This window comes from Aminipila sp., assembly GCF_032051575.1.
In the GTDB taxonomy this organism is placed as follows: Bacteria; Bacillota; Clostridia; order Peptostreptococcales; family Anaerovoracaceae; genus Aminipila.
Map to the genome: position 1 here is coordinate 1 of NZ_DAMBYD010000016.1, position 19,264 is coordinate 19,264.

Consider the following 19,264-nt stretch of genomic DNA (forward strand, 5'->3'; position numbering starts at 1 on the left):
TGTGGTATCCTGCAAATCTTTCTACCATCATTCCTGCAAAGTCATATTCTCCGCAAAGGAAGATTCTGTCCTTTGGAATAAATACATCATCAAATACAACTAACGCTTCCTGTCCACCGAACTGCTTGTTTCCAAGGTCTACATCTGCCCCCTCTTCAAGCTTTCTTGTATCACAGGATTGTCTTCCGTAAATCATGAATAATCCTTCTGCATCTGAAGGACAAGCAAAGGATACTGCATAATCCTTATCTGCCTCTGTCATAGCTATAGTTGGCATGATAATGTGTTCATGAGAGTTAATGGAACCTGTCTGATGAGCTTTTGCTCCTCTTACTACGATACCATCTTCTCTGCTTTCTACTATTCTTAAGAAAAGATCTGCATCCCTCTGTGCTGATGGTGCAAGTCCTCTGTCTCCCTTGGGGTCTGTCATAGCTCCGTCAACTATAATATCATTTTCCTGTACATACTTTAAATATTCTACAAAATTCTTATGGTAACTTGTACCGTACTTCTGATCTACTTCATATGTAGTTGAGAATACTGCATTAAACGCATCCATCCCTACACATCTCTGGAAGCATGAAGCTGTTTTTTGACCTAAAAGTCTTTGCATTTTTACTTTTTTTCTTAAGTCATCTGTGCTCTGATGTAGATGAGCAAATCTATTAATGGTCTCTCCTGTTAAGCTTGATGTAGTAGTCATCAGATCTGCATACTGAGGATCCTGAGCCAGTTCATAGGTCATAGCCACACAGTTGATGGAAGGTCTAATCATTGGATGGTCTACCCAATTATCAATCTTTTCACCAAACATATAGACTCTGGTATTAAGCGTTCTTAAGCTTTCTATATATTCACTTCCTGTTTTAAGTGCCATTTTATCTTCCCCCTTATAAAGTAAAATTAATAAAGATTTTTAAATATTTCACGAATTTCATCATCAGATAACTGTACATAATTATTTGAAAGAAGTCTCTGCTGATTTTCTATGGTACTTTGTGTAAATGAATCAATTTGTTCTTCTGTCATTCCATACTCTCTTAGAGGCTTTTTAACAATTAACTGACCTAAGAATTTATCTAATTCATCATAAACATCTTTTACATCACAGCCTAATATGTCTGCAAAAATTTTGTTTGCTTTCGCAATCTTTCCATTTGGATTTTTTCTTACATACATCTTAAATACTTCTGTAAAGAACTGGTAGTTAGCTTCACCATGAGGTACATGGAAAGCTCCCCCAATGCTATAGGAAAGTGCATGAACTGCAGCACATCCAGCATTTCCAAATGCAATTCCAGCATAATTTGATGCAATTGCAAAATCTTTTAAATATGGCAGCCTGTTCTCTTTTGTATTCCCTTTATCTAAGATTTTCTTATAGCCATCCATAATCATTTCAATTGCTTCTAAAGAATACATTTCAGTAAATACTGAAGCCTTCGGTGAAAGGTATGATTCAATAGCATGAATCAAAGCATCAATTGAGCTTGTAGCAAAAACATAATCTGGAAGCCCGCCAAGAGATTCAGGAATTAAAACTGCTGCATCTGCATAAGTCTCTTCAACTGCTAATCCCTTCTTTGTATGAAGTGATTTTAATTCTGCTATAGCAACATTTGTTACTTCACTTCCTGTTCCACAAGTTGTTGGTACAACTATCAATTTTTTTGCTTTAATAGGAGTTACAGCTCCAGTAAATAAATCTACGGATTTTTCTGGTACATCTAAGGCTAATATTTTACAAATGTCTACAATTGTGCCTCCGCCAAATGCAATAATACGGTCAAAGTCATATTCTTTGATTTTCTTTGTCATTGCATCAATCATCTCATCAGAAGGCTCTCCTGAACCAAATTGTTCTTGAAAAATAACATTTGTATTAATCCCTAGCGATGCAACATATGGTGTATACATCCACTCATTAGTTACCAAAACATCTCTTTCACCAAGATTAAATTCATCATTAAAATCTTTAAAAGTATCGAAATAGAATATTTTGGGTACCACTCTTAATGCTAACATCTTTTATCCTCCTTATATATCAGTAAATTAGGACCTATTTGTTTCATTTCCCCATGGAAAAACTTTTTTCATGAAATCTCTGCTCAAATTCATGTATTAATTCTTCTTTTGCACTTTCATGGGCAATGTTAATTAAATTTTTTGCTCTGTCACGAAGTGATTTCCCCTTCATTTCAGCTATTCCATTTTCAGTAATAATATAATCTACATCATTTCTTGAAGTCGTTACTGCGGCTCCCTCATCCAAAAATGGTACAATTTTTGATACAATCTGACCATCTTTCTTCTTTGTAAAGGAAGGCATTGCGATTATTGATTTTCCGTCCTCTGCCATTGCCGCTCCTCGTATAAAGTCCACTTGCCCACCTACTCCAGAAAATTGTCGTTTACCTATTGTGTCTGCTACAACCTGCCCCATCATATCAACTTGGATAGCGGAGTTGATTGCTACCATTCGGTACTGCCTCATAACAACCGCAGGATGATTAACATAATCTACAGGTCTCACTTCAACTTCTGGGTTGTTGTGAGCAAAATCATACAATTTTTTTGTTCCTAATAAAAAGGTAACTGTCATCTTCCACTTGTTTTCCGACTTATATTTACCTGTTATAACACCCTTTTCATACAATTGAATCGTTCCATCTGCAATCATTTCAGAATGAATACCCAGGTCTTTTCTGTCATCAAGCATCTGTACAACAGCATCCGGGATTCCACCAATACCAAGCTGCAGAGTAGATCTGTCTTCTATTAGTGAAACACAGTGTGCACCTATAGCCTTTTCTAAATCACCAATCACAGCAGGTTTTGATTCGTATAGAGGCATTGACTGCTCTACCACATAGTCAAATTCAGATACATGTACCTTTTCTCCAAAAGTTCTTGGTAATTGATCATTTACCTGTACAATAACTGTCCTTGCTGATTTCAATGCTTGGAAAGTATAATCTACAGATGTTCCAAGGCTGCAATATCCATTTTCATCTGGAGGTGTAACTTGTGTCATAAGCACATCGCACTTCAACCGACCATTTCGTATCAATATAGGCACTTCATGAAAAAACACTGGTATAAAATCGGCTTTTCCTTCTTCTATAGCTTTCCGCACATTAGCACTTGCGAAAAGAGGTTTTGCCCATAAATGTTTTTCCATATCAGGAGCTGTATAAGCTCCTGATCCTAAACTAACCATATGTTTTATTGTTACTCCATGGTACTTCCTAGAATTGGCAACCATAGCATCAACCAGCACTTTTGGTTCACCAATCGCATGTCCTAAAAAAACCACATCCTTGTCTTTAATATGAGATACTGCTTCTTCAGGTGTACAAATGCACTTATTGTACTGTTTCTGCCAACCCATCTTTAAAGCCCCCCTTATTATTTAATATTTAACTCAACTTTATTTGTCTTTAACTCAACTTTTTATTTGTCTTTAACTCAACTTTTAATTTTAACTCAACCTTTTATTTACTCTTAACTCAACTTTTTAATATATAATTTATCTCTTATTAACTATTTTTCCAGGCTTACCTTAATAGCATTTTCATAGATTTCCAAACCTGCATCTAACTGTTCGTCAGTAATTACAAGTGGTGCAAGGAAACGGATAACATTTCCATATGTTCCTGCACTTTCTAAAAGTAAGCCATGTTGAACAGCTTCCTGTACGATGTTATTCACAAGTTCAGGATTAGGTTCTTTTGTAGCCTTATCCTTAACAAACTCAATACCCATCATGCTGCCCGTGCCTCTAACATCTCCAATAACTTCATATTTTTCCTGCCATTGTTTCCAAATACCCATTACCTTTTCAGAGATTCTTAGTGCCTTCCCTGGGAAGTCTTCATTTTCCATGATTTTAATAACTTCCAATGCTGCTGCACAAGCTAGTGCATTACCGCAATAAGTGCCTCCAATAGTGCCAGCTGGAACTTTATCCATAATCTCAGCGCTAGTTGTTACAGCACTTAGTGGAGCTCCACCTGCAATAGATTTTGCTGATGTCATAATATCAGGAGCACATCCATTTTCAGCCCAGTATTGACTTGCAAACATTCTTCCTGAACGCGCAAAACCGGTCTGCACTTCGTCTGCAACTAATAAGATTCCCTTTTCATCACAGATCTTTCTTATTGCCTTAACCCATTCAATTGGAGCTGGTACAAAACCACCTTCGCCCTGTATAGGTTCTAAAACGATAGCTGCTACAGCTTCTGCTGGAGAAGCTTCAATGAATGCTTCTTCTACCTTATTTACATAATACTTGATTGCTTCCTCTTCTGTAAATCCTTTTGGAGCTCTATATAAGTATGGATATTCAACACGATATACACCATCAGGGAAAGGACCCATTCCAACAGCATAAGCCTTCTTTCCAGTCATTGCCATAGTCATAAGAGTTCTACCGTGGAAAGCACCGCTAAATACTATAATATTTGGTCTTCCTGTATATCCTTTTGCAATTTTAACAGCGTTTTCATCAGCCTCTGCACCACTGTTTACAAACATGGTTTTTTTCTTCTCGCCTCTTACTGGTACAATTTCATTCATTTTTTCTGCAAGCTCTATATAACCTTCATGAGTAGTGATATTCATCATACTATGAAAATATTTTTCAGCCTGGTATTGAACAGCCTTTACAACTGCAGGCTGACTATACCCTACATTTGTAACGCCTACGCCACCAATCCAATCAAGGAAAATATTTCCGTCAACATCTTCGAACATTGCGCCTTCGGCTTTTGCCATTACGCAAGGATAACTACATTTAATAGCATTTGGAATAGAATTCTGTCTTCTTTCAATAATCTTCTTAGCCTTCTCGCCAGGAAGTTCTGATGTAATAATTTTAGGTAATGCATTTTTCAATTCCATTTTTTTCTCCTCCAATATAAAATAAATAATAACTATACAAAACGGTTGGAATACCGTCTAGCGTTTACAACAGTTAAAAATGCAAGATATATGCCAAAGTTATAATGCCATAAATTAATTTGATGCTTCCATGTTAGAGAATAACCATAAAACCCTTAAATATACACGTCAATCTATTCTAAATTTTCTAAATAAAGAAAAAGAAAAGAAAAAAGCGGAACTAACCAGCTCCGCTTTTTCTATTAATAAATTAATACATTTATTAATTTATTAATAATTTTCTTAATTATTTGACTTTAAAATAACCCGCCGAATAATCCTCCGCCTCTACAATTATTATTATTATTGTTGTTGCAGAAAAGTAAGTAAAGAACTATTAAAATAAGAATGATATGGCCTGAACCACCACCATCATTATTATTACAGCAGCAATCGTCAAAGCATTTATCGTCGCACCGATCCTTACAGTTGCAGTCTCTAAAACATTCCTTTTCACAGAAATTACCGTCGCCCATAATGCACCTCCATATGTATGATAATATTATTAATCATAATATGCAGACACTTCACGATGTGTGCTAAAAGTCGTATTCTTCCTCCTCAAGCCCACTCATATATTCAGCTTCAGGGTTTTCTTCTAAATCCTCTTCTATATAACCTTCCTCTTCATCCTCGGCCTTAATAACATCACTGAAGGAAACCACATATTCATCAAGCTGATAATCTAATCCTTCATCAAATCCATAAGAGTAATCTTCTCCACTTAATTTTTCCATTCTCGAAAGAACTAATGCTTCAAAGAAAGTCATTTCTTTAGTGGTTCCGTCCTTTTTCTTTGTACATTTAATATTACTATCAAGAACATACCAATTTCTAAACCGTTCCAGTTCCTCTACAAAGGTTACCCGTTCCCTTATTCCATCTTCCTCATCATTTTGTAAAGGTTTTAGCATTCCTCGTAACGACATGCTCACACTCTTTAATAAAGTAAATGCTTCTGTTCCATCATCTGGTAATGCCTCTGAAATTTCATCAAAATAGTTTTCAATTAATTCACTTAGCACCTTTTTATCTACTTGTGATATTAATTCAAAAAGAGCATCATATGAAATGTGCTCATCGCACTCCATCAAATCTGCAAAGTGCTCAAAATACTGAAATTCATCCGGATTATCAATATCCAATAACTCTAATAATTCATCATAATTCATGCTCATTATCCCTCACTTTAATAATTAAAAAAATACATTCAAACCCATATTTGTGGTATAATATTCATTGTATCACCAATTATATCCATTTATAAAGTGGATTATGTAATACATATTATATTAAACAATTATGAATGATATGTAAATAGAAACTATATTATATCATACAAGTTAATCAATGTATGATCCAATGTTGATTTTCTTACGGCAATGCCGTATCAGTCTAATCAATGTTATATTATGTATATCATGTATGGAGGTTCAAATGAACGATAAAAAAACAAAAACCAGAGATCAAATTGATAGAAAATACAAATGGAATATTGAAAGTATGTATCCAAACGAAGCTGACTGGGACAAAGATTATAACGCTGTAATGCAAATGTCAGATGAATATATTAAGTATTCTGGCAGACTTGGAGAAAATGCAGAAATTTTTCTTGAAGCATTTCAGGAAAAAGATAAAATTTGGCAGGTTGCTGAGAAAGTTTACGTATATGCACGGATGAAACGTGATGAAGACAATAGAGCTACAAAATATCAGGCACTTGCTGATAAGTGCAATGCATTACTGGCTAAAACTTCTGCTTCCATGTCCTTCTTCACTCCAGAGCTATTAGAAATACCTGAAGAAAAACTTTTAGGTTTTATAAAACAAATGCCAGAACTAAAGGTTTATGAATATGTGATTCTTGATATTTTAAGAGAAAAAGCACATGTGCTTTCAAAAGCCGAAGAAAATATTCTTGCTCAAATGAGTGAAGTAACTTCTGCAACTAATGATATATTTACTATGTTAAATAATGCTGATATTAAATTCGGCACAATTTTGGATGAAGATGGTGATGAGGTTGAAGTTACACATGGCAAATATATAAATCTTTTAGAATCCTATGACAGAAGAGTTCGAAAAGAAGCTTTTGACCATACGTACGAAGCTTATAAAAAACAAATTAATACCATTGCAACTACTTACAACTACAATACAAAGACTGATGTTGTCAGTGCGAGGATTCGTAAATATGATTCTGCCTTAGCTGCTGCCTTATCTAGTGATAATATTGAAAAAGAAGTTTATCACAATCTTATTAATGTTGTTAATAAGAACCTTCATATAGTTCATAGATATATGCAGCTACGTAAAAAGCTTTTAGGCGTAGATGAATTAAAAATGTATGATGTATATGTACCTCTCATCGAAATACCTAATAAAACAGTTTCCTATGAAGAAGCTCTTGATATCATGCGTGAGGGCCTTGCTCCTTTAGGTCAGGATTATCTTTCACGTATGAATAATGGTATTTCTGAAGGTTGGATTGACGTTTTTGAAAATGAAGGAAAAACCAGTGGCGCATATAGTTTCGGAAGCTATGACAGCATGCCTTTTATTCTTCTAAATTACTCTGAAAAGCTTAAAGATGTATTTACTATTGTTCATGAAATGGGCCACTCCATGCATTCTAATTATACTAGAGAAACGCAGCCTTTCATTTATGGAGGACACTCAATATTTACTGCTGAAGTTGCTTCAACTGTAAATGAATCCCTATTAATGCAGCATTTATTAAACAAAGAAACTGATGTAAATATGAAAAAATATCTTCTTAACCTATATATAGAAGAATTTAGAACGACCTTGTTCCGTCAGACTATGTTTGCTGAATTTGAACTTCTTACACATGAAGCTGTTGAACGTGGTGATGTTCTGACTGCAGAATGGTTGTGTACTGAATATGAAAACCTGAATAAAAAATATTTTGGCGAAGCTATAGGCGATGATGAATATATTAAATACGAATGGGCTAGAATTCCACATTTCTACAATTCATTTTATGTATACAAATATGCAACAGGATATTCTGCAGCAACCGCAATTTCAAATAAAATTTTAAATGATGGAAAAACTGCTGTACACAATTATATAGAATTTCTAAAAACTGGAGAATCGAACTATCCAATTGAACTTTTAAAAATTGCAGGTATTGATATGAGCAGTCCTGAGCCAATTGAACTTGCTATGAAGACTTTTGAAAAGCTAGTGAATGAATTTGAAAGATTGGTATAAAAAGCAATGAAAAACAGAGTTATTACAATACACACTAATGACACTTCGGTATCATTAAAAACAAAACGACTTTTAGCAAAAAAGCTTGAAGGAAGTGGTTTTATAGTTTCTGAGTCCCTTGATCCGGACTCAGAACTAATTGTATGCATTGGTGGTGATGGTGCATTTTTAGAAGGAATACATAAATTCGATTTTCCGAATATTCCTTTTATCGGTATCAATACTGGCCACTTAGGTTTTTTTCAAGAAATCAATCCAAATCAATTAGCAGACTTTATTTTTCATTATAAAACTGGTAAATACCGCTTACAGACTCTTTCAACTGTAAAAGCTACAGTGACAAATGATAATGATGAGTACTTTGAACATATAGGCCTGAATGAGATCGTAATCCGAGGAGAATTGTCTCATCCTGTTCATTTAAATATTTCCATTGGTGGCAGCTTTGTTGAACGTTTTAGTGGCGACGGAATACTTGTAGCCACACCTGCTGGAAGTACTGCATACAATTATTCTCTGGGTGGCTGTATTGTAGATCCAAGATTAAAACTAATGCAGGTAACTCCTATAGCCCCTATGAACACAACCGCATATCGTTCCTTTACATCAAGTATACTGTTACCTTCCGATCTTTCCTTAGGTGTTATACCTGATTATGTAACGAAACATGGAATTAAGATTACTACAGATCATTTAGAATATAACTATAACGATATCAAACATATTAACATTGAGTTTTCAAACAAAATTGTAAATTTATTGCGTTTTGAAAACTACGATTTTTGGACTAAAGTTAAAAGTAAATTTTTGTAGAGGTAATATGAACACAAACAAATTTCAATACATTGTAAAAACTGAAGATGCTGGCACTCCATATAAAGCACTGATCCGAAACAATTTCACGTTTTCCAGCCGATTAATGAGTAAATTAAAGCAAAACAATTTAGTTTTTGTTAATGGGAAAAGTATAAAAATGTATCTTCCCTCCAACCCCGGAGATATTATAACAATCGAATTACCTGAAGAAAAAAGCGACTTTATCCCAGAGCCTATTGAGATAAATCCAGTTTTTGAAGACAGTGATTTACTTATCATAAACAAGCAGCCAGGCTATGTGGTACATCCTACTAAGGGACATCCTCTCCACACTATGGCTAACGGCATTATGAAATATATGATTGATACAAATCAGAATTTTAAAATTCGTTTTATTAATCGATTAGATATGAACACTTCAGGGCTCCTTGTCATTGCTAAAAATTCTCATAGTCAGGATGAGTTTACAAAACAGATGAAGGATAATAAGGTTGCGAAACGATATGTTGCAATTGTTAAAGGTATTATGGAAGAGGATAATGGCACAGTTAATGCACCTCTAGGCCGGCCTGACCCTGAAAGAGTTGAACGTGGTGTTATGGAAGGAGGTCATCCTTCTGTGACACACTATAAAGTCCTTGAAAGATATGAAAAGGGTTATACACTTGTAGAATTGCTTCTGGAAACTGGCCGCACCCATCAGATAAGAGTGCATATGTCTCACATAGGTTACCCAGTTCTTGGAGATCATCTATATGGTGGTGAAAATCCATGGCTTATAGAAAGGCAGGCGCTTCATGCAAGATTCTTATCTTTCTACCACCCTGTAACAGGTAAATTTATGGAGGTGGAAGCTCCTCTTCCTGATGATATGCTAGAAACCATTAAAAAAATAAAATAGTAATTAAAATCCACTTTGCTGAATTATGTAAGGTGGATTTTTGTTTTTTGCAGATTGTTCAGCTATGAAGAACAAAATATCACTATTTTTTTTAACAGAATATAATACATTGTAAATCTATATTAGTTTTGTTACCACTGTTTGAAATATGACTTTGTGGTTTACTATATAAGGAGGCATTTGTATGAATTCTTTGTCCATTTGTAACTGTGATGAAAAAGTTGCCAATTATAATCAGCCTATTGATTGTAATCATTGTAAACACCTCTTGCCAAATAAAGCACTTTTAAGATGTAATACTGGAAATTTTAATACAACAAGTGTTGTGTTATTAACGTCACCCTTTTCTCAAACATTTAATCAGCCTATAGCTAGTGTTACAATTGATTCTGCATGTTTATGCAAAAAAAAGATTCTAGTTGATTTTGAAGGTATTTTAACCGCAAGCCTTGTTTCTGGACTATTTGCTGGTACTTTTATTTTTACCTTATTTAAAACCTGTAAAGGAAGTAGAAATCGTCAAGCTGTAGCTATTTTCCCTTTTTATTTTATTACTTCTTTGGGCATATCTGAAGATCGAGCTTTAAAACTTGAATATCCATATTGCCAGGAGCAATGTGATGATTGCTGCACATATACATTAGAGCTGACTAGTATTTCTAGCGCAAGTCCTGCACGTGTAGTGGTATCCATTAGTGGAACAATTTGTGTGTTAGCTGTAGAGTTGTGACGTTAATTTTTAACAATATTCAGGTGATAATTATATGAAGTAAGGAGGTATATATATGAATTCATTGTTTAAATTGGATATCAATGAAAAAAATCCGATTTGTAATAAATATTATGATTGTAATAAGAATTGCATCCATCCAACCCCAGGAAAGGTATTCTTAAAACATACAAATAACAATCTTATTAAAAATCAAATAAATTTAACAACTCCACCTTATACTCAAACATTTAATCAACCTATAGCTAGTGTTACTATTGATACAGCTTGTTTTTGCAAGCCAAAGCTTTTAATAAATTTTGTAGGCATTTTAACTACAACAACAAAGTCTTTTTTAGTATTAACAAACACCTTTACCCTATTTAAAACCTGCAAAGACAGTAAGATTCTTCAACCTGTAGCCACATATAATTTTAATGTTATTAATACAGTTGCTTCTTTTCCTAATAGTCAAACAATAAAGTTTGATTATTCACCTTGTGACGACCCATGTGAGGATTGTTGTAGCTATATACTGGAGTTCACTAGAGTATCCAGCATATTTGCCGGGTCTTCTGGAAGTATTACCATTAATGGTGCATTCTCTGTACTGGGTGTAGATTCTTCAAGTTAAATTTATAAGTTATTTAAAATACTATAATAAATTATTTTAAATCTTAGAGAAGGAGGCCTGACTATGGCATCGCAATTACCAGAAAATATTTTTATTATTACAGAACCGTTGCATTATACTATTATTTTTTCAAAGCCTACAATCATTAATTTACCAATATCTACTATAACTATTGATCCAACACTTTTTGATAATCTTACTTTGAATTTACATTTTAGTGGAATAGTAACTTCATCTTCTACTTTAAAATCAGAAATGACTTATATATTTAGCTTATTTGAAGCAGATAATCCTGTTCCTATAACTACATTTAATTATGTACAATTATTAAATACAGCAAATACTCTCCAAAATAGCTCTGTACTCTTAAAATATGAATTAAGTGGTAGCTTATCAGAAAATTATAGACTTGACCTCACTAGTATTTCTAGTGATGCTGATTTAGATATAGAGTTCATCATTAATAGTGGTACGATTGTTGGATACGTAGTTCCACAGATATAATCAAATTATTCAAGGAGGCATATTTATGAATGATAAAATAGATTGTAACAACTGTTTTAACACATTACCAGAAAAGCTGCTTTTAAAATGCAGTAATGGCAATATAGTTCTAAATAATTTAACTCTATTAGGAGGAAATACAATTCAAAATTTTAATCAACCAATAGCGAATGTTTCTATTGATACAGCTTGCTTTTGTAATCCTGAGCTATTAATTGATTTTACTGGCATTTTAACTGTAACGCCACTCGATAGTACAGCAGTTATGACATTTACTTTTACCTTATTTAGAATCTGTGAAGGTATAAGAACTCCTCAAGCAGTTTCTACATTTGAATTTAATTATACAAATATTTTTCCTCCTTACCCTGATAGCCGTACTTTAATTTTTGAATATTCACCTTGTGATGACCAATGCAAAGAGTGTTGTACCTATATACTTGAATTAACTAGTATTTATTACCTATTCCCAGTAACCACTAATATATCTATAAATGGAACCCTATGTGCATTAGCTGTAAAAGCTTGAAATATAAAAGACTTCCCTATCGAAGTCTTTTGTTTACATAAATGCCACAGTCTATTCAAAAGTTTCATCTGTTGTACTAGACGCAAAAATCATAACACAAAACCCCCATAATTATATAAAATACATTTAGTCGGTTTGTATCTTGTTTATCCGACGTAAAAATCATCCTATACTTTTATGAAGGTTTTTTATGTTTATTTGTTATAATTTTATTTAATGAAATTTATGAACTAAATACTAATTAATACTATAATTGGTACTCGTTGTTATTTGAATTGTATCCGTTGCCGAATTATAGGTAAGTCCAAAATTCAGCAATAATGCTAAATCTCTAAGCATTACATAGTTGTTACCATCTATATTGTATGCAGTCATAGTAGTAGCCTGATTGTCCAGTGTAACTGTCTGTATAGATATCATTATATCCTTGGATGCCTTTAAAGGTTTATTTTCCTGTCCATTAGCTGTGTAATATCCACTTGATATAAGAGATATTGCATTTGTAGCTTCATTATAACCCACAGAAAATTGTTTATTTGATCCAGATAGTATACTTGCTATATCTCTCAGTTTTACAAAATTGCTTCCACTTATATTGTATGCATTTAACTGCTTTGCCACTCCATTTACATTTAAATTCTGAATACTAACTAAAGATTCTAATTTTTTAGCATGTTTGTATATACTTACACTATAGGTTTTTATGTCATAAGAATCACCCGTCAAATATACGGTTATGTTAAAAGTATTATATCCTTCATTTAAATTATAACTTTGACTCCATGTTGAACTATTCAGTTCAGTGTTATTCAGGTAAATCTTAGTATTCGTACCTGTCATCATATAAAAGCTTACACTTTGAATATGATTACCCACATTTGCCGTATAGTTTTTCTTGCCTGAATTAAAGTTCGGGCTTAAAGCAATTGTATTTCCACTGCTGTCCTTTGCACTTAATGAAGAAATAACTGCTTCAGTTTTTTCTTCAGTCGTACTGTCACTGCCATAGTTTACAGTAAGTGTGTATTTTTCGGATTCACCACAGTTTTCTGCTATAACATTTATTTCAAACTCATTTTTTCCTTTTTTAACCTTAAAATCTAAATAGTCTTCTTTTCCTACCATTTTTCCATTGATAAGTACATGAGCTCCGGAATCCTTTGCTTCTGCATAAATTCTAGCGGTATCATAATCATTGCTTTTTACAGACACCGTATAGTCCTTTATACTCTTATCAAAATCTTTGTTTAAAGAAACCTTGGAATAAGAATCTTTCCCATCTTGTACTTTCACAGATAATGAATCTAATCGATCTTCGTCGTCATCATTTTTATCACCACACATAAAGGTTACCGTATATGTATCCAGTTTCTTATCATCTCTATCTTTTACAACTATTTTCACCTCATCACCATCAGAGATGTTCTTCTTACGAGCAAGATAATCATCATCTTCAGTAACTTCGTCCCCATCGCAATACACTTTATATTTGCTGTTGTCCGGTTTCATATAAAGATATACAGTATCTTCATCCTTAGGTAAAAATACATAATAATCCGCAATCTCAGGATCAAACTTAGGAAATAAGGTGTATAATTCTTTTGAACTGCTCTTGCTCTTACTTATCGAAAGCTTGTCTAAGGATTCATCAGCAGTGCTTGAACTTGATGCAAATGCAATGTTGCTTGTAGCTATTATTAATGATATAACAAGTAAAATAGCAAAAAATTTTTTCATAACGCCCTCCATTTTAATTTATTTGCTATAACAGAATTTTGTAATCTGTTACCCCTCTCTTCTATTATGCACATTTGTATAACATTTTTCCAGTCATAATTGAATATTTATATAAATTTTTCCAGTCATAATTCGATAATTATCTTTTTTGCTGCAATAATCAAAGTATCTTTTTTATTTTCTAGTTGGTTTTCCATGACTTGCTCTAAAAGCCAGTTTAATATTTCTCCAATTATTTTCCCATCATGGATACCTATTTTGATTAAATCATTTCCATTTACAGCTAATTGTTTTAAAGTAAAACATTGCTTCTCTTCTAAAATCTTGCTCATAGTGCTTTGTATATTTGCAAGTGTTTTTAGTTTTTTTTCTTTGAGATAATCAGACTGTCCCATAACATCTGCCTGTTTAACCAGCAATAACCGCTCAAATTGTACTATCCCAATTTTGTTCAGCCATTTTTTAATAAACTTACTGTTTTCACTAATATCTGCATCATGATATTTTATTAACTGGCAGACATCACTTATGGTCTGATTATCAAATTTAAGATCCCTTAAGATTTTTTCTGCTATCTTTGCCCCAAATTCACCGTGACTGTAAAAATGCCCAATACCTCTTCCATCGCAGGTATAACATTCTGGCTTTCCTATGTCATGTAAAAGTACGGCTAACCTTATAATTGGCTCACTTACAGAATTTTCTACAGCAGCAATTGTATGCTCCCAGACATCATACTTATGATGTGGATTATTTTGCTGAAATCCAATCATAGGTTTGATTTCAGGTATCATAACAGATAAAATATCACTATAATTTTTTAGAATTTCTTTTACTCCTTTTCCAGAAAGCAGTTTACATAGTTCTACATTTATCCTCTCTTTTGCAATATTCTTTATAAGATTTTTATTATGGTGTATACTTTCAGAGGTTTCTTTTTCAATTGTAAATCCAAAAACCGAAGCAAACCGAAGGGCCCTGATTATTCTGAGAGCATCTTCTTTAAATCGTTCATCCGCTTTTCCTACACATCGAATGATACCATCTTTTAAATCGTTACAACCCTTGTAATAATCGACCAGGCCTTTGCCTGAATTATATGCCATTGCATTCATTGTAAAATCTCTTCTCGCTAAATCCTCTTGTATTGAATTTACAAATTGTACATTTTCTGGTCTCCTATTATCTAAATACTCTCCATCAATTCGATATGTGGTGATTTCGTAAGATTGGCCGTTTAACCTTACCGTTACAGTGCCATGTTTCACTCCTGTTTCAATCACATGATAATCTTCAAAACAGTTTATAACCTGCTCAGGCTGCGCTGATGTACAAATATCCCAATCATTGGGTTTACTGTCCATAAGGCTATCACGAATACACCCGCCTACAGCATATGCCTCAAAGCCTCTTTCTTCTAGCCTATTTATAATTTTTTCCACATCAACTGGTATATTTATAATCACAATTCCTCCTATAATAAATTCTAATTATATTTTTCGATTACTAAAATATATAAAGTGATTAATCGATTCTAAAATGTCCTGAAAATTTTCCTTTGGCGCAGCTTCTATATATTTTTTCAAAATTTCATTTTCTTTATCGTCTTTATATCTTCCATAGAAAATATCAAACAAATTATGTCCTCTACCATAAATCCGTATAAGTTCCATATTGTCCTTTATATCTTGCTTGCTTTTAATTTCCAAACCTGTTTTTTCATATAGATTTTTAAAACTGGTCAATCTATATAAGTATTCCTCATACTTTTCAAACAAAATATCATAAAACTTCTCCTCACTTGGTACTACCCCAATCTGGGCCATAACTACAGGATCAAGGAAATAGTTTTCAAAGGAATAATACTTTAAAACCAGAACATTTCTTGGTAACACTTTAGGCAGGTTTCCCACATCTTCAGCTTCTCGTAATCTATAATAGTTACACAATTGTTCCTGAAGCTCTTTCTTATCTTTCCCATCACCATCCCGTATCATTACAAATTGATCCTTTAAATATAACTGATTGATATATTTAAGGTTAGCATATGTTTTAATATTTGTGCAGCTGTTTGTCGTAATAATAGAAATTCTATGCAGTTTTCCTGCATCATCATAAATCTCTGAGTAATACTTATTTAACAGTAATGGCAATCGGTTTCTATCCTGCTTTCCCTCTACTATAAACACAAAACTTACATTCATCAAATCATTTGCACTATATCCTAAGTCATCTAAAATCCTGCTTATATCATTTTGTTCACGTAAAACAGTATATCCCTCTTGATCTAATTTGACCTGTTTTATTTGATGGGAATTAAAATTGAAAATCATATTAGGTGAATGGGTAGAAAAAATTACCTGGTTCTTAAGGGATAACCTATATAAAATCTCACTTGCTACCTTTTGTAACTGCGGGTGCAAAAACATTTCTGGATCCTCTATTAATATAATGCATGGCAGTTTTTCCTTGGTTTCTAAATAAGCCTCTAACAGTGAGAAAATATAAATGCTCTTCATGCCCTCACTCATATTTTTTGTCCATTCTATTTCATCATTCTGCTTTTGATACATCATTACATTCATCCTAAATAATGCATCAACATCAAAATTAAACTGATAAATTAATGAATGCGGCAATCCACTATTTTTATTAAAATGATAATTCAACCTTTCCATAAAATTATCCATGTCAAGATTCATCAGCTTATATTCCAAAAGTTTTGCTGTTTCAAATACACTAAGCTGACTTATTTTCTTTTTTTCTATAACGCCTATGCATTGAAAACATTCATTACAATTTTTGGTCTCATCAAAAATGCACTTATTGGCTCTAAGTTCACTAAGTGCTGCCTCATGGCTTCGTGTCATCAAAATATCTGCCTGTATTTCTTCAAGATTTCTGGTGTGATCTATGTAATACAGCTTTGGCAGTGCCTGTACTATATACTTATTATCCTTTTTAAAGCCATCATAATATCGAAAGCCACCCTGTTTATTTGCAATAAAAGTAAAAGACAAAATGCCATCTATACAAGAAGGGAGTTTACTTAAAAAGTCTGTACTCCAAAGTTCCCATCTTTTATATTTGCTTACTTTGCCCTGTTTGTGAAGTAAACGCAAATCTTCCTCCTCAATGGAAAGCCTTACGTCAATTTCTATGTTATTCTCCTGCTCATTAAAATTCTGTATACAAATTTTATACATCTGGCATACAGCTAGAATCGCATCAAGAATCACGGTTTTACCCGTGCTGTTCTTCCCTATAAGAATACTGGCATTTTCCAATTTTTCAATGTTCAGTTCTCTAACGGATTTAAAATTTCGAATAGCTATAGCCTCAAATTTCATAATCTAAGCCCCTTTATTCTATCTTATAAATGTAACTTTCTATTATTTATGTTTGTATTCAACTATAAGTTCCAAAAACTTCTGTCCATAACGTCCAAACTTGACTTCTCCTACCCCTGAAACTTCCAGCATATCTTCTTTTGTTTCAGGTAAGGTTCTTGCCATGTTTTTTAATGTTTTATCTGCAAATATGATATAAGGTGGTAAGCCGATTTCCTTAGAGATTTCAAGTCTTAGTCCTCTAAGAAGTTCAAACAATTCAAAATCATATTCTGGCTCTCCCGACTTTAATTTTTTCTTAACCACTTTTGTCTCTGACATATTTGTTCGATCAGTCTCTTTTGCAATTCTCATAATCACAGGGGGTATAAAATCCTGCTCACTATTCAATTGAACAACCGGATATTCACTGTCTGATAAACAGAGTATATTTTCAAGCACCAAGTAGTTCATAACTTGCCTTATACGTGCAATAGAAACCTTTCCCAGTAATCCATAGTAACTATTTTCATTCAGTTTGTACCGCCTTACAATGTCAATATTACTTCCATGCAATGCCTGAGCCATAGTATTCATTCCATAAGCTCTTCCACATTCTTGTATACATCCAATTATAGCCTCTGCAATTTCAGTTACATCGGCTTCTTCAAATTCGGTATCACAGTTGGAACAATTACCACAATAATTACCACTGCCCTCTCCAAAGTAATTTAATATATATTCACGAAGGCATTCATTTGTGGCACAATAAAAAGTCATCTTCTTCAGCCTCTGCCTGTCTTGCTGCTTTACAAGTTCCATAGTTTCCTGATCCAGTTCACTATTATCTCTATTATTCTCAATAAAAAACTGATTTGTTATAACATCTTGCCCTCCATAAAGCAAAATACACTCTGCGTTCTCACCGTCTCTTCCTGCACGTCCTGCTTCTTGATAATAACTTTCAATATTTTTGGGCATATTGTAGTGAATGACATATCTAACATTAGACTTATCGATACCCATACCAAAAGCATTTGTAGCTACAATAATAGGTTTCCTGTCATAAATAAAATCATCCTGATTCTGCTTCCGCTCTTGGTCAGATAGTCCCGCATGATACCTTGTCACCGGTAATCCCACAGATTGCAGCTTATAGCACACCTCTTCAACATTTTTCCTGGTGGCACAATAAATAACTCCACTCTTTTCACAATTATCTTCTACATATTTTTCAACAAATCCAAATTTATCTTTTGGCTTTTTAACTGCAAAATATAAATTGCTTCGGTCAAATCCAGTAACTAAAAGTGTATAATTTTCTAACTTTAAAATACGTATAATATCTTCTCTGACAGTCTTGGTAGCCGTTGCTGTAAATGCACTGATTACAGGTTTTTCCGGTAACTTTTCAATAAAATTAAGTATTTTCAAATAGCTAGGTCTAAAGTCCTGTCCCCACTGGGATATGCAGTGTGCTTCATCAATACATAGCATAGATACTTTTATATGTAATGCAAAATCTAAAAATTCTTCTGATTCAAGTCTTTCAGGGGCTACATACACAATTTTATAAGTGCCTTCTTTCGCTAACTGCAAGGCTTTTCTAAACTGTCCCTGAGTTAGTGAGCTATTTAAATACGCGGCCCTTATTCCCACTTGATTCAATGTCCCTACCTGGTCTTTCATAAGGGAAATAAGTGGAGATATTACCAATGTAATACCCTCTAACATTACGCCTGGAACTTGATAGCAAATAGATTTGCCAGCACCTGTAGGCATAACCCCTACCGTGTCTTTGCCCATTAAAATACTATCAATCAGTTCTTCCTGACCTTCTCTAAAACTACTATATCCAAAATATTTTTTTAATACCTCATGCTTTGTCATAATTATCCTAAAATCCTATCCCCAATTTCTA

The 19,264-nt window shown here is 33.4% G+C and carries 17 protein-coding genes; 7 read left to right on the forward strand and 10 right to left on the reverse strand.

Annotation, left to right across the window (positions count from 1 at the left end):
- The 6 genes from RTW14_RS17490 to RTW14_RS17515 form a co-directional block, all read right to left on the reverse strand.
- A partial coding sequence (locus RTW14_RS17490; protein WP_312653868.1) for a 4-hydroxyphenylacetate 3-hydroxylase N-terminal domain-containing protein occupies positions 1-880 on the reverse strand: 880 nt, incomplete at its 3' end.
- 26 nt (positions 881-906) lie between these two features.
- Entirely contained in the window at positions 907-2,028 is a 1,122-nt protein-coding gene (locus RTW14_RS17495; RefSeq protein WP_312653870.1) for a 4-hydroxybutyrate dehydrogenase, read from the reverse strand.
- Positions 2,029-2,071: 43 nt separating this feature from the next.
- On the reverse strand, positions 2,072-3,394 hold the full coding sequence (locus tag RTW14_RS17500) for an acetyl-CoA hydrolase/transferase family protein (RefSeq protein ID WP_312653872.1): 1,323 nt from the start codon (positions 3,392-3,394) through the stop codon (positions 2,072-2,074).
- Between the two features lie 152 nt (positions 3,395-3,546).
- The gene (locus RTW14_RS17505) at positions 3,547-4,908 is read right to left on the reverse strand and encodes an aspartate aminotransferase family protein (RefSeq protein ID WP_312653874.1); all 1,362 of its coding nucleotides are present in this window, start codon (positions 4,906-4,908) and stop codon (positions 3,547-3,549) included.
- 296 nt (positions 4,909-5,204) lie between these two features.
- A complete protein-coding gene (locus RTW14_RS17510; RefSeq protein ID WP_312653876.1) occupies positions 5,205-5,423 on the reverse strand; it encodes a hypothetical protein in 219 nt (72 codons plus the stop codon).
- A gap of 63 nt (positions 5,424-5,486) precedes the next feature.
- Complete coding sequence (locus tag RTW14_RS17515; RefSeq protein ID WP_312653878.1) at positions 5,487-6,125, reverse strand: hypothetical protein; 639 nt, start codon at positions 6,123-6,125, stop codon at positions 5,487-5,489.
- Positions 6,126-6,384: 259 nt separating this feature from the next.
- Between RTW14_RS17515 and pepF the strand changes: the two genes are divergently transcribed.
- From pepF to RTW14_RS17550, 7 genes are all read left to right on the forward strand, one after another.
- Complete coding sequence (gene pepF / locus RTW14_RS17520; protein WP_312653880.1) at positions 6,385-8,184, forward strand: oligoendopeptidase F; 1,800 nt, start codon at positions 6,385-6,387, stop codon at positions 8,182-8,184.
- A 6-nt stretch (positions 8,185-8,190) separates the two neighbouring features.
- Complete coding sequence (locus RTW14_RS17525; protein ID WP_312653882.1) at positions 8,191-8,997, forward strand: NAD(+)/NADH kinase; 807 nt, start codon at positions 8,191-8,193, stop codon at positions 8,995-8,997.
- Positions 8,998-9,004: 7 nt separating this feature from the next.
- Positions 9,005-9,901, forward strand: a complete 897-nt coding sequence (locus tag RTW14_RS17530; RefSeq protein ID WP_312653884.1) for an RluA family pseudouridine synthase — start codon at positions 9,005-9,007, stop codon at positions 9,899-9,901.
- Between the two features lie 184 nt (positions 9,902-10,085).
- Positions 10,086-10,631 (forward strand): DUF4489 domain-containing protein, encoded by a 546-nt coding sequence (locus RTW14_RS17535; protein ID WP_312653886.1) that lies wholly within the window; start codon positions 10,086-10,088, stop codon positions 10,629-10,631.
- 55 nt (positions 10,632-10,686) lie between these two features.
- Entirely contained in the window at positions 10,687-11,244 is a 558-nt protein-coding gene (locus tag RTW14_RS17540) for a DUF4489 domain-containing protein (protein WP_312653888.1), read from the forward strand.
- A gap of 63 nt (positions 11,245-11,307) precedes the next feature.
- Positions 11,308-11,748, forward strand: a complete 441-nt coding sequence (locus RTW14_RS17545) for a hypothetical protein (RefSeq protein WP_312653890.1) — start codon at positions 11,308-11,310, stop codon at positions 11,746-11,748.
- A gap of 25 nt (positions 11,749-11,773) precedes the next feature.
- Positions 11,774-12,277, forward strand: coding sequence for a DUF4489 domain-containing protein (locus RTW14_RS17550; protein WP_312653892.1), 504 nt, complete (start codon positions 11,774-11,776; stop codon positions 12,275-12,277).
- Between the two features lie 237 nt (positions 12,278-12,514).
- Here the strand turns inward: RTW14_RS17550 and RTW14_RS17555 are convergent, their stop codons facing one another.
- The 4 genes from RTW14_RS17555 to recQ all read right to left on the reverse strand — a co-directional run bounded on the left by RTW14_RS17555 (position 12,515) and on the right by recQ (position 19,233).
- Positions 12,515-14,014, reverse strand: coding sequence for a cadherin-like beta sandwich domain-containing protein (locus tag RTW14_RS17555; RefSeq protein WP_312653894.1), 1,500 nt, complete (start codon positions 14,012-14,014; stop codon positions 12,515-12,517).
- A gap of 125 nt (positions 14,015-14,139) precedes the next feature.
- On the reverse strand, positions 14,140-15,480 hold the full coding sequence (locus RTW14_RS17560; RefSeq protein ID WP_312653896.1) for a CCA tRNA nucleotidyltransferase: 1,341 nt from the start codon (positions 15,478-15,480) through the stop codon (positions 14,140-14,142).
- 24 nt (positions 15,481-15,504) lie between these two features.
- A complete protein-coding gene (locus tag RTW14_RS17565; protein WP_312653898.1) occupies positions 15,505-17,364 on the reverse strand; it encodes an ATP-dependent nuclease in 1,860 nt (619 codons plus the stop codon).
- Positions 17,365-17,406: 42 nt separating this feature from the next.
- Positions 17,407-19,233, reverse strand: coding sequence for a DNA helicase RecQ (gene recQ / locus RTW14_RS17570; protein WP_312653900.1), 1,827 nt, complete (start codon positions 19,231-19,233; stop codon positions 17,407-17,409).
- Positions 19,234-19,264: the final 31 nt, after the last annotated feature.

Excerpts from the sequence above, each read along its gene's own strand:
- RTW14_RS17510 (WP_312653876.1), bottom strand. The coding sequence starts at position 5,423 with ATGGGCGACGGTAATTTCTGTGAAAAGGAATGTTTTAGAGACTGCAAC.
- pepF (WP_312653880.1), top strand. The coding sequence starts at position 6,385 with ATGAACGATAAAAAAACAAAAACCAGAGATCAAATTGATAGAAAATAC.
- RTW14_RS17550 (WP_312653892.1), top strand. The coding sequence starts at position 11,774 with ATGAATGATAAAATAGATTGTAACAACTGTTTTAACACATTACCAGAA.
- RTW14_RS17495 (WP_312653870.1), bottom strand. The coding sequence starts at position 2,028 with ATGTTAGCATTAAGAGTGGTACCCAAAATATTCTATTTCGATACTTTT.
- RTW14_RS17525 (WP_312653882.1), top strand. The coding sequence starts at position 8,191 with ATGAAAAACAGAGTTATTACAATACACACTAATGACACTTCGGTATCA.
- RTW14_RS17500 (WP_312653872.1), bottom strand. The coding sequence starts at position 3,394 with ATGGGTTGGCAGAAACAGTACAATAAGTGCATTTGTACACCTGAAGAA.
- RTW14_RS17530 (WP_312653884.1), top strand. The coding sequence starts at position 9,005 with ATGAACACAAACAAATTTCAATACATTGTAAAAACTGAAGATGCTGGC.
- RTW14_RS17555 (WP_312653894.1), bottom strand. The coding sequence starts at position 14,014 with ATGAAAAAATTTTTTGCTATTTTACTTGTTATATCATTAATAATAGCT.
- RTW14_RS17545 (WP_312653890.1), top strand. The coding sequence starts at position 11,308 with ATGGCATCGCAATTACCAGAAAATATTTTTATTATTACAGAACCGTTG.
- RTW14_RS17515 (WP_312653878.1), bottom strand. The coding sequence starts at position 6,125 with ATGAGCATGAATTATGATGAATTATTAGAGTTATTGGATATTGATAAT.
- RTW14_RS17505 (WP_312653874.1), bottom strand. The coding sequence starts at position 4,908 with ATGGAATTGAAAAATGCATTACCTAAAATTATTACATCAGAACTTCCT.
- RTW14_RS17535 (WP_312653886.1), top strand. The coding sequence starts at position 10,086 with ATGAATTCTTTGTCCATTTGTAACTGTGATGAAAAAGTTGCCAATTAT.
- RTW14_RS17540 (WP_312653888.1), top strand. The coding sequence starts at position 10,687 with ATGAATTCATTGTTTAAATTGGATATCAATGAAAAAAATCCGATTTGT.
- RTW14_RS17565 (WP_312653898.1), bottom strand. The coding sequence starts at position 17,364 with ATGAAATTTGAGGCTATAGCTATTCGAAATTTTAAATCCGTTAGAGAA.
- recQ (WP_312653900.1), bottom strand. The coding sequence starts at position 19,233 with ATGACAAAGCATGAGGTATTAAAAAAATATTTTGGATATAGTAGTTTT.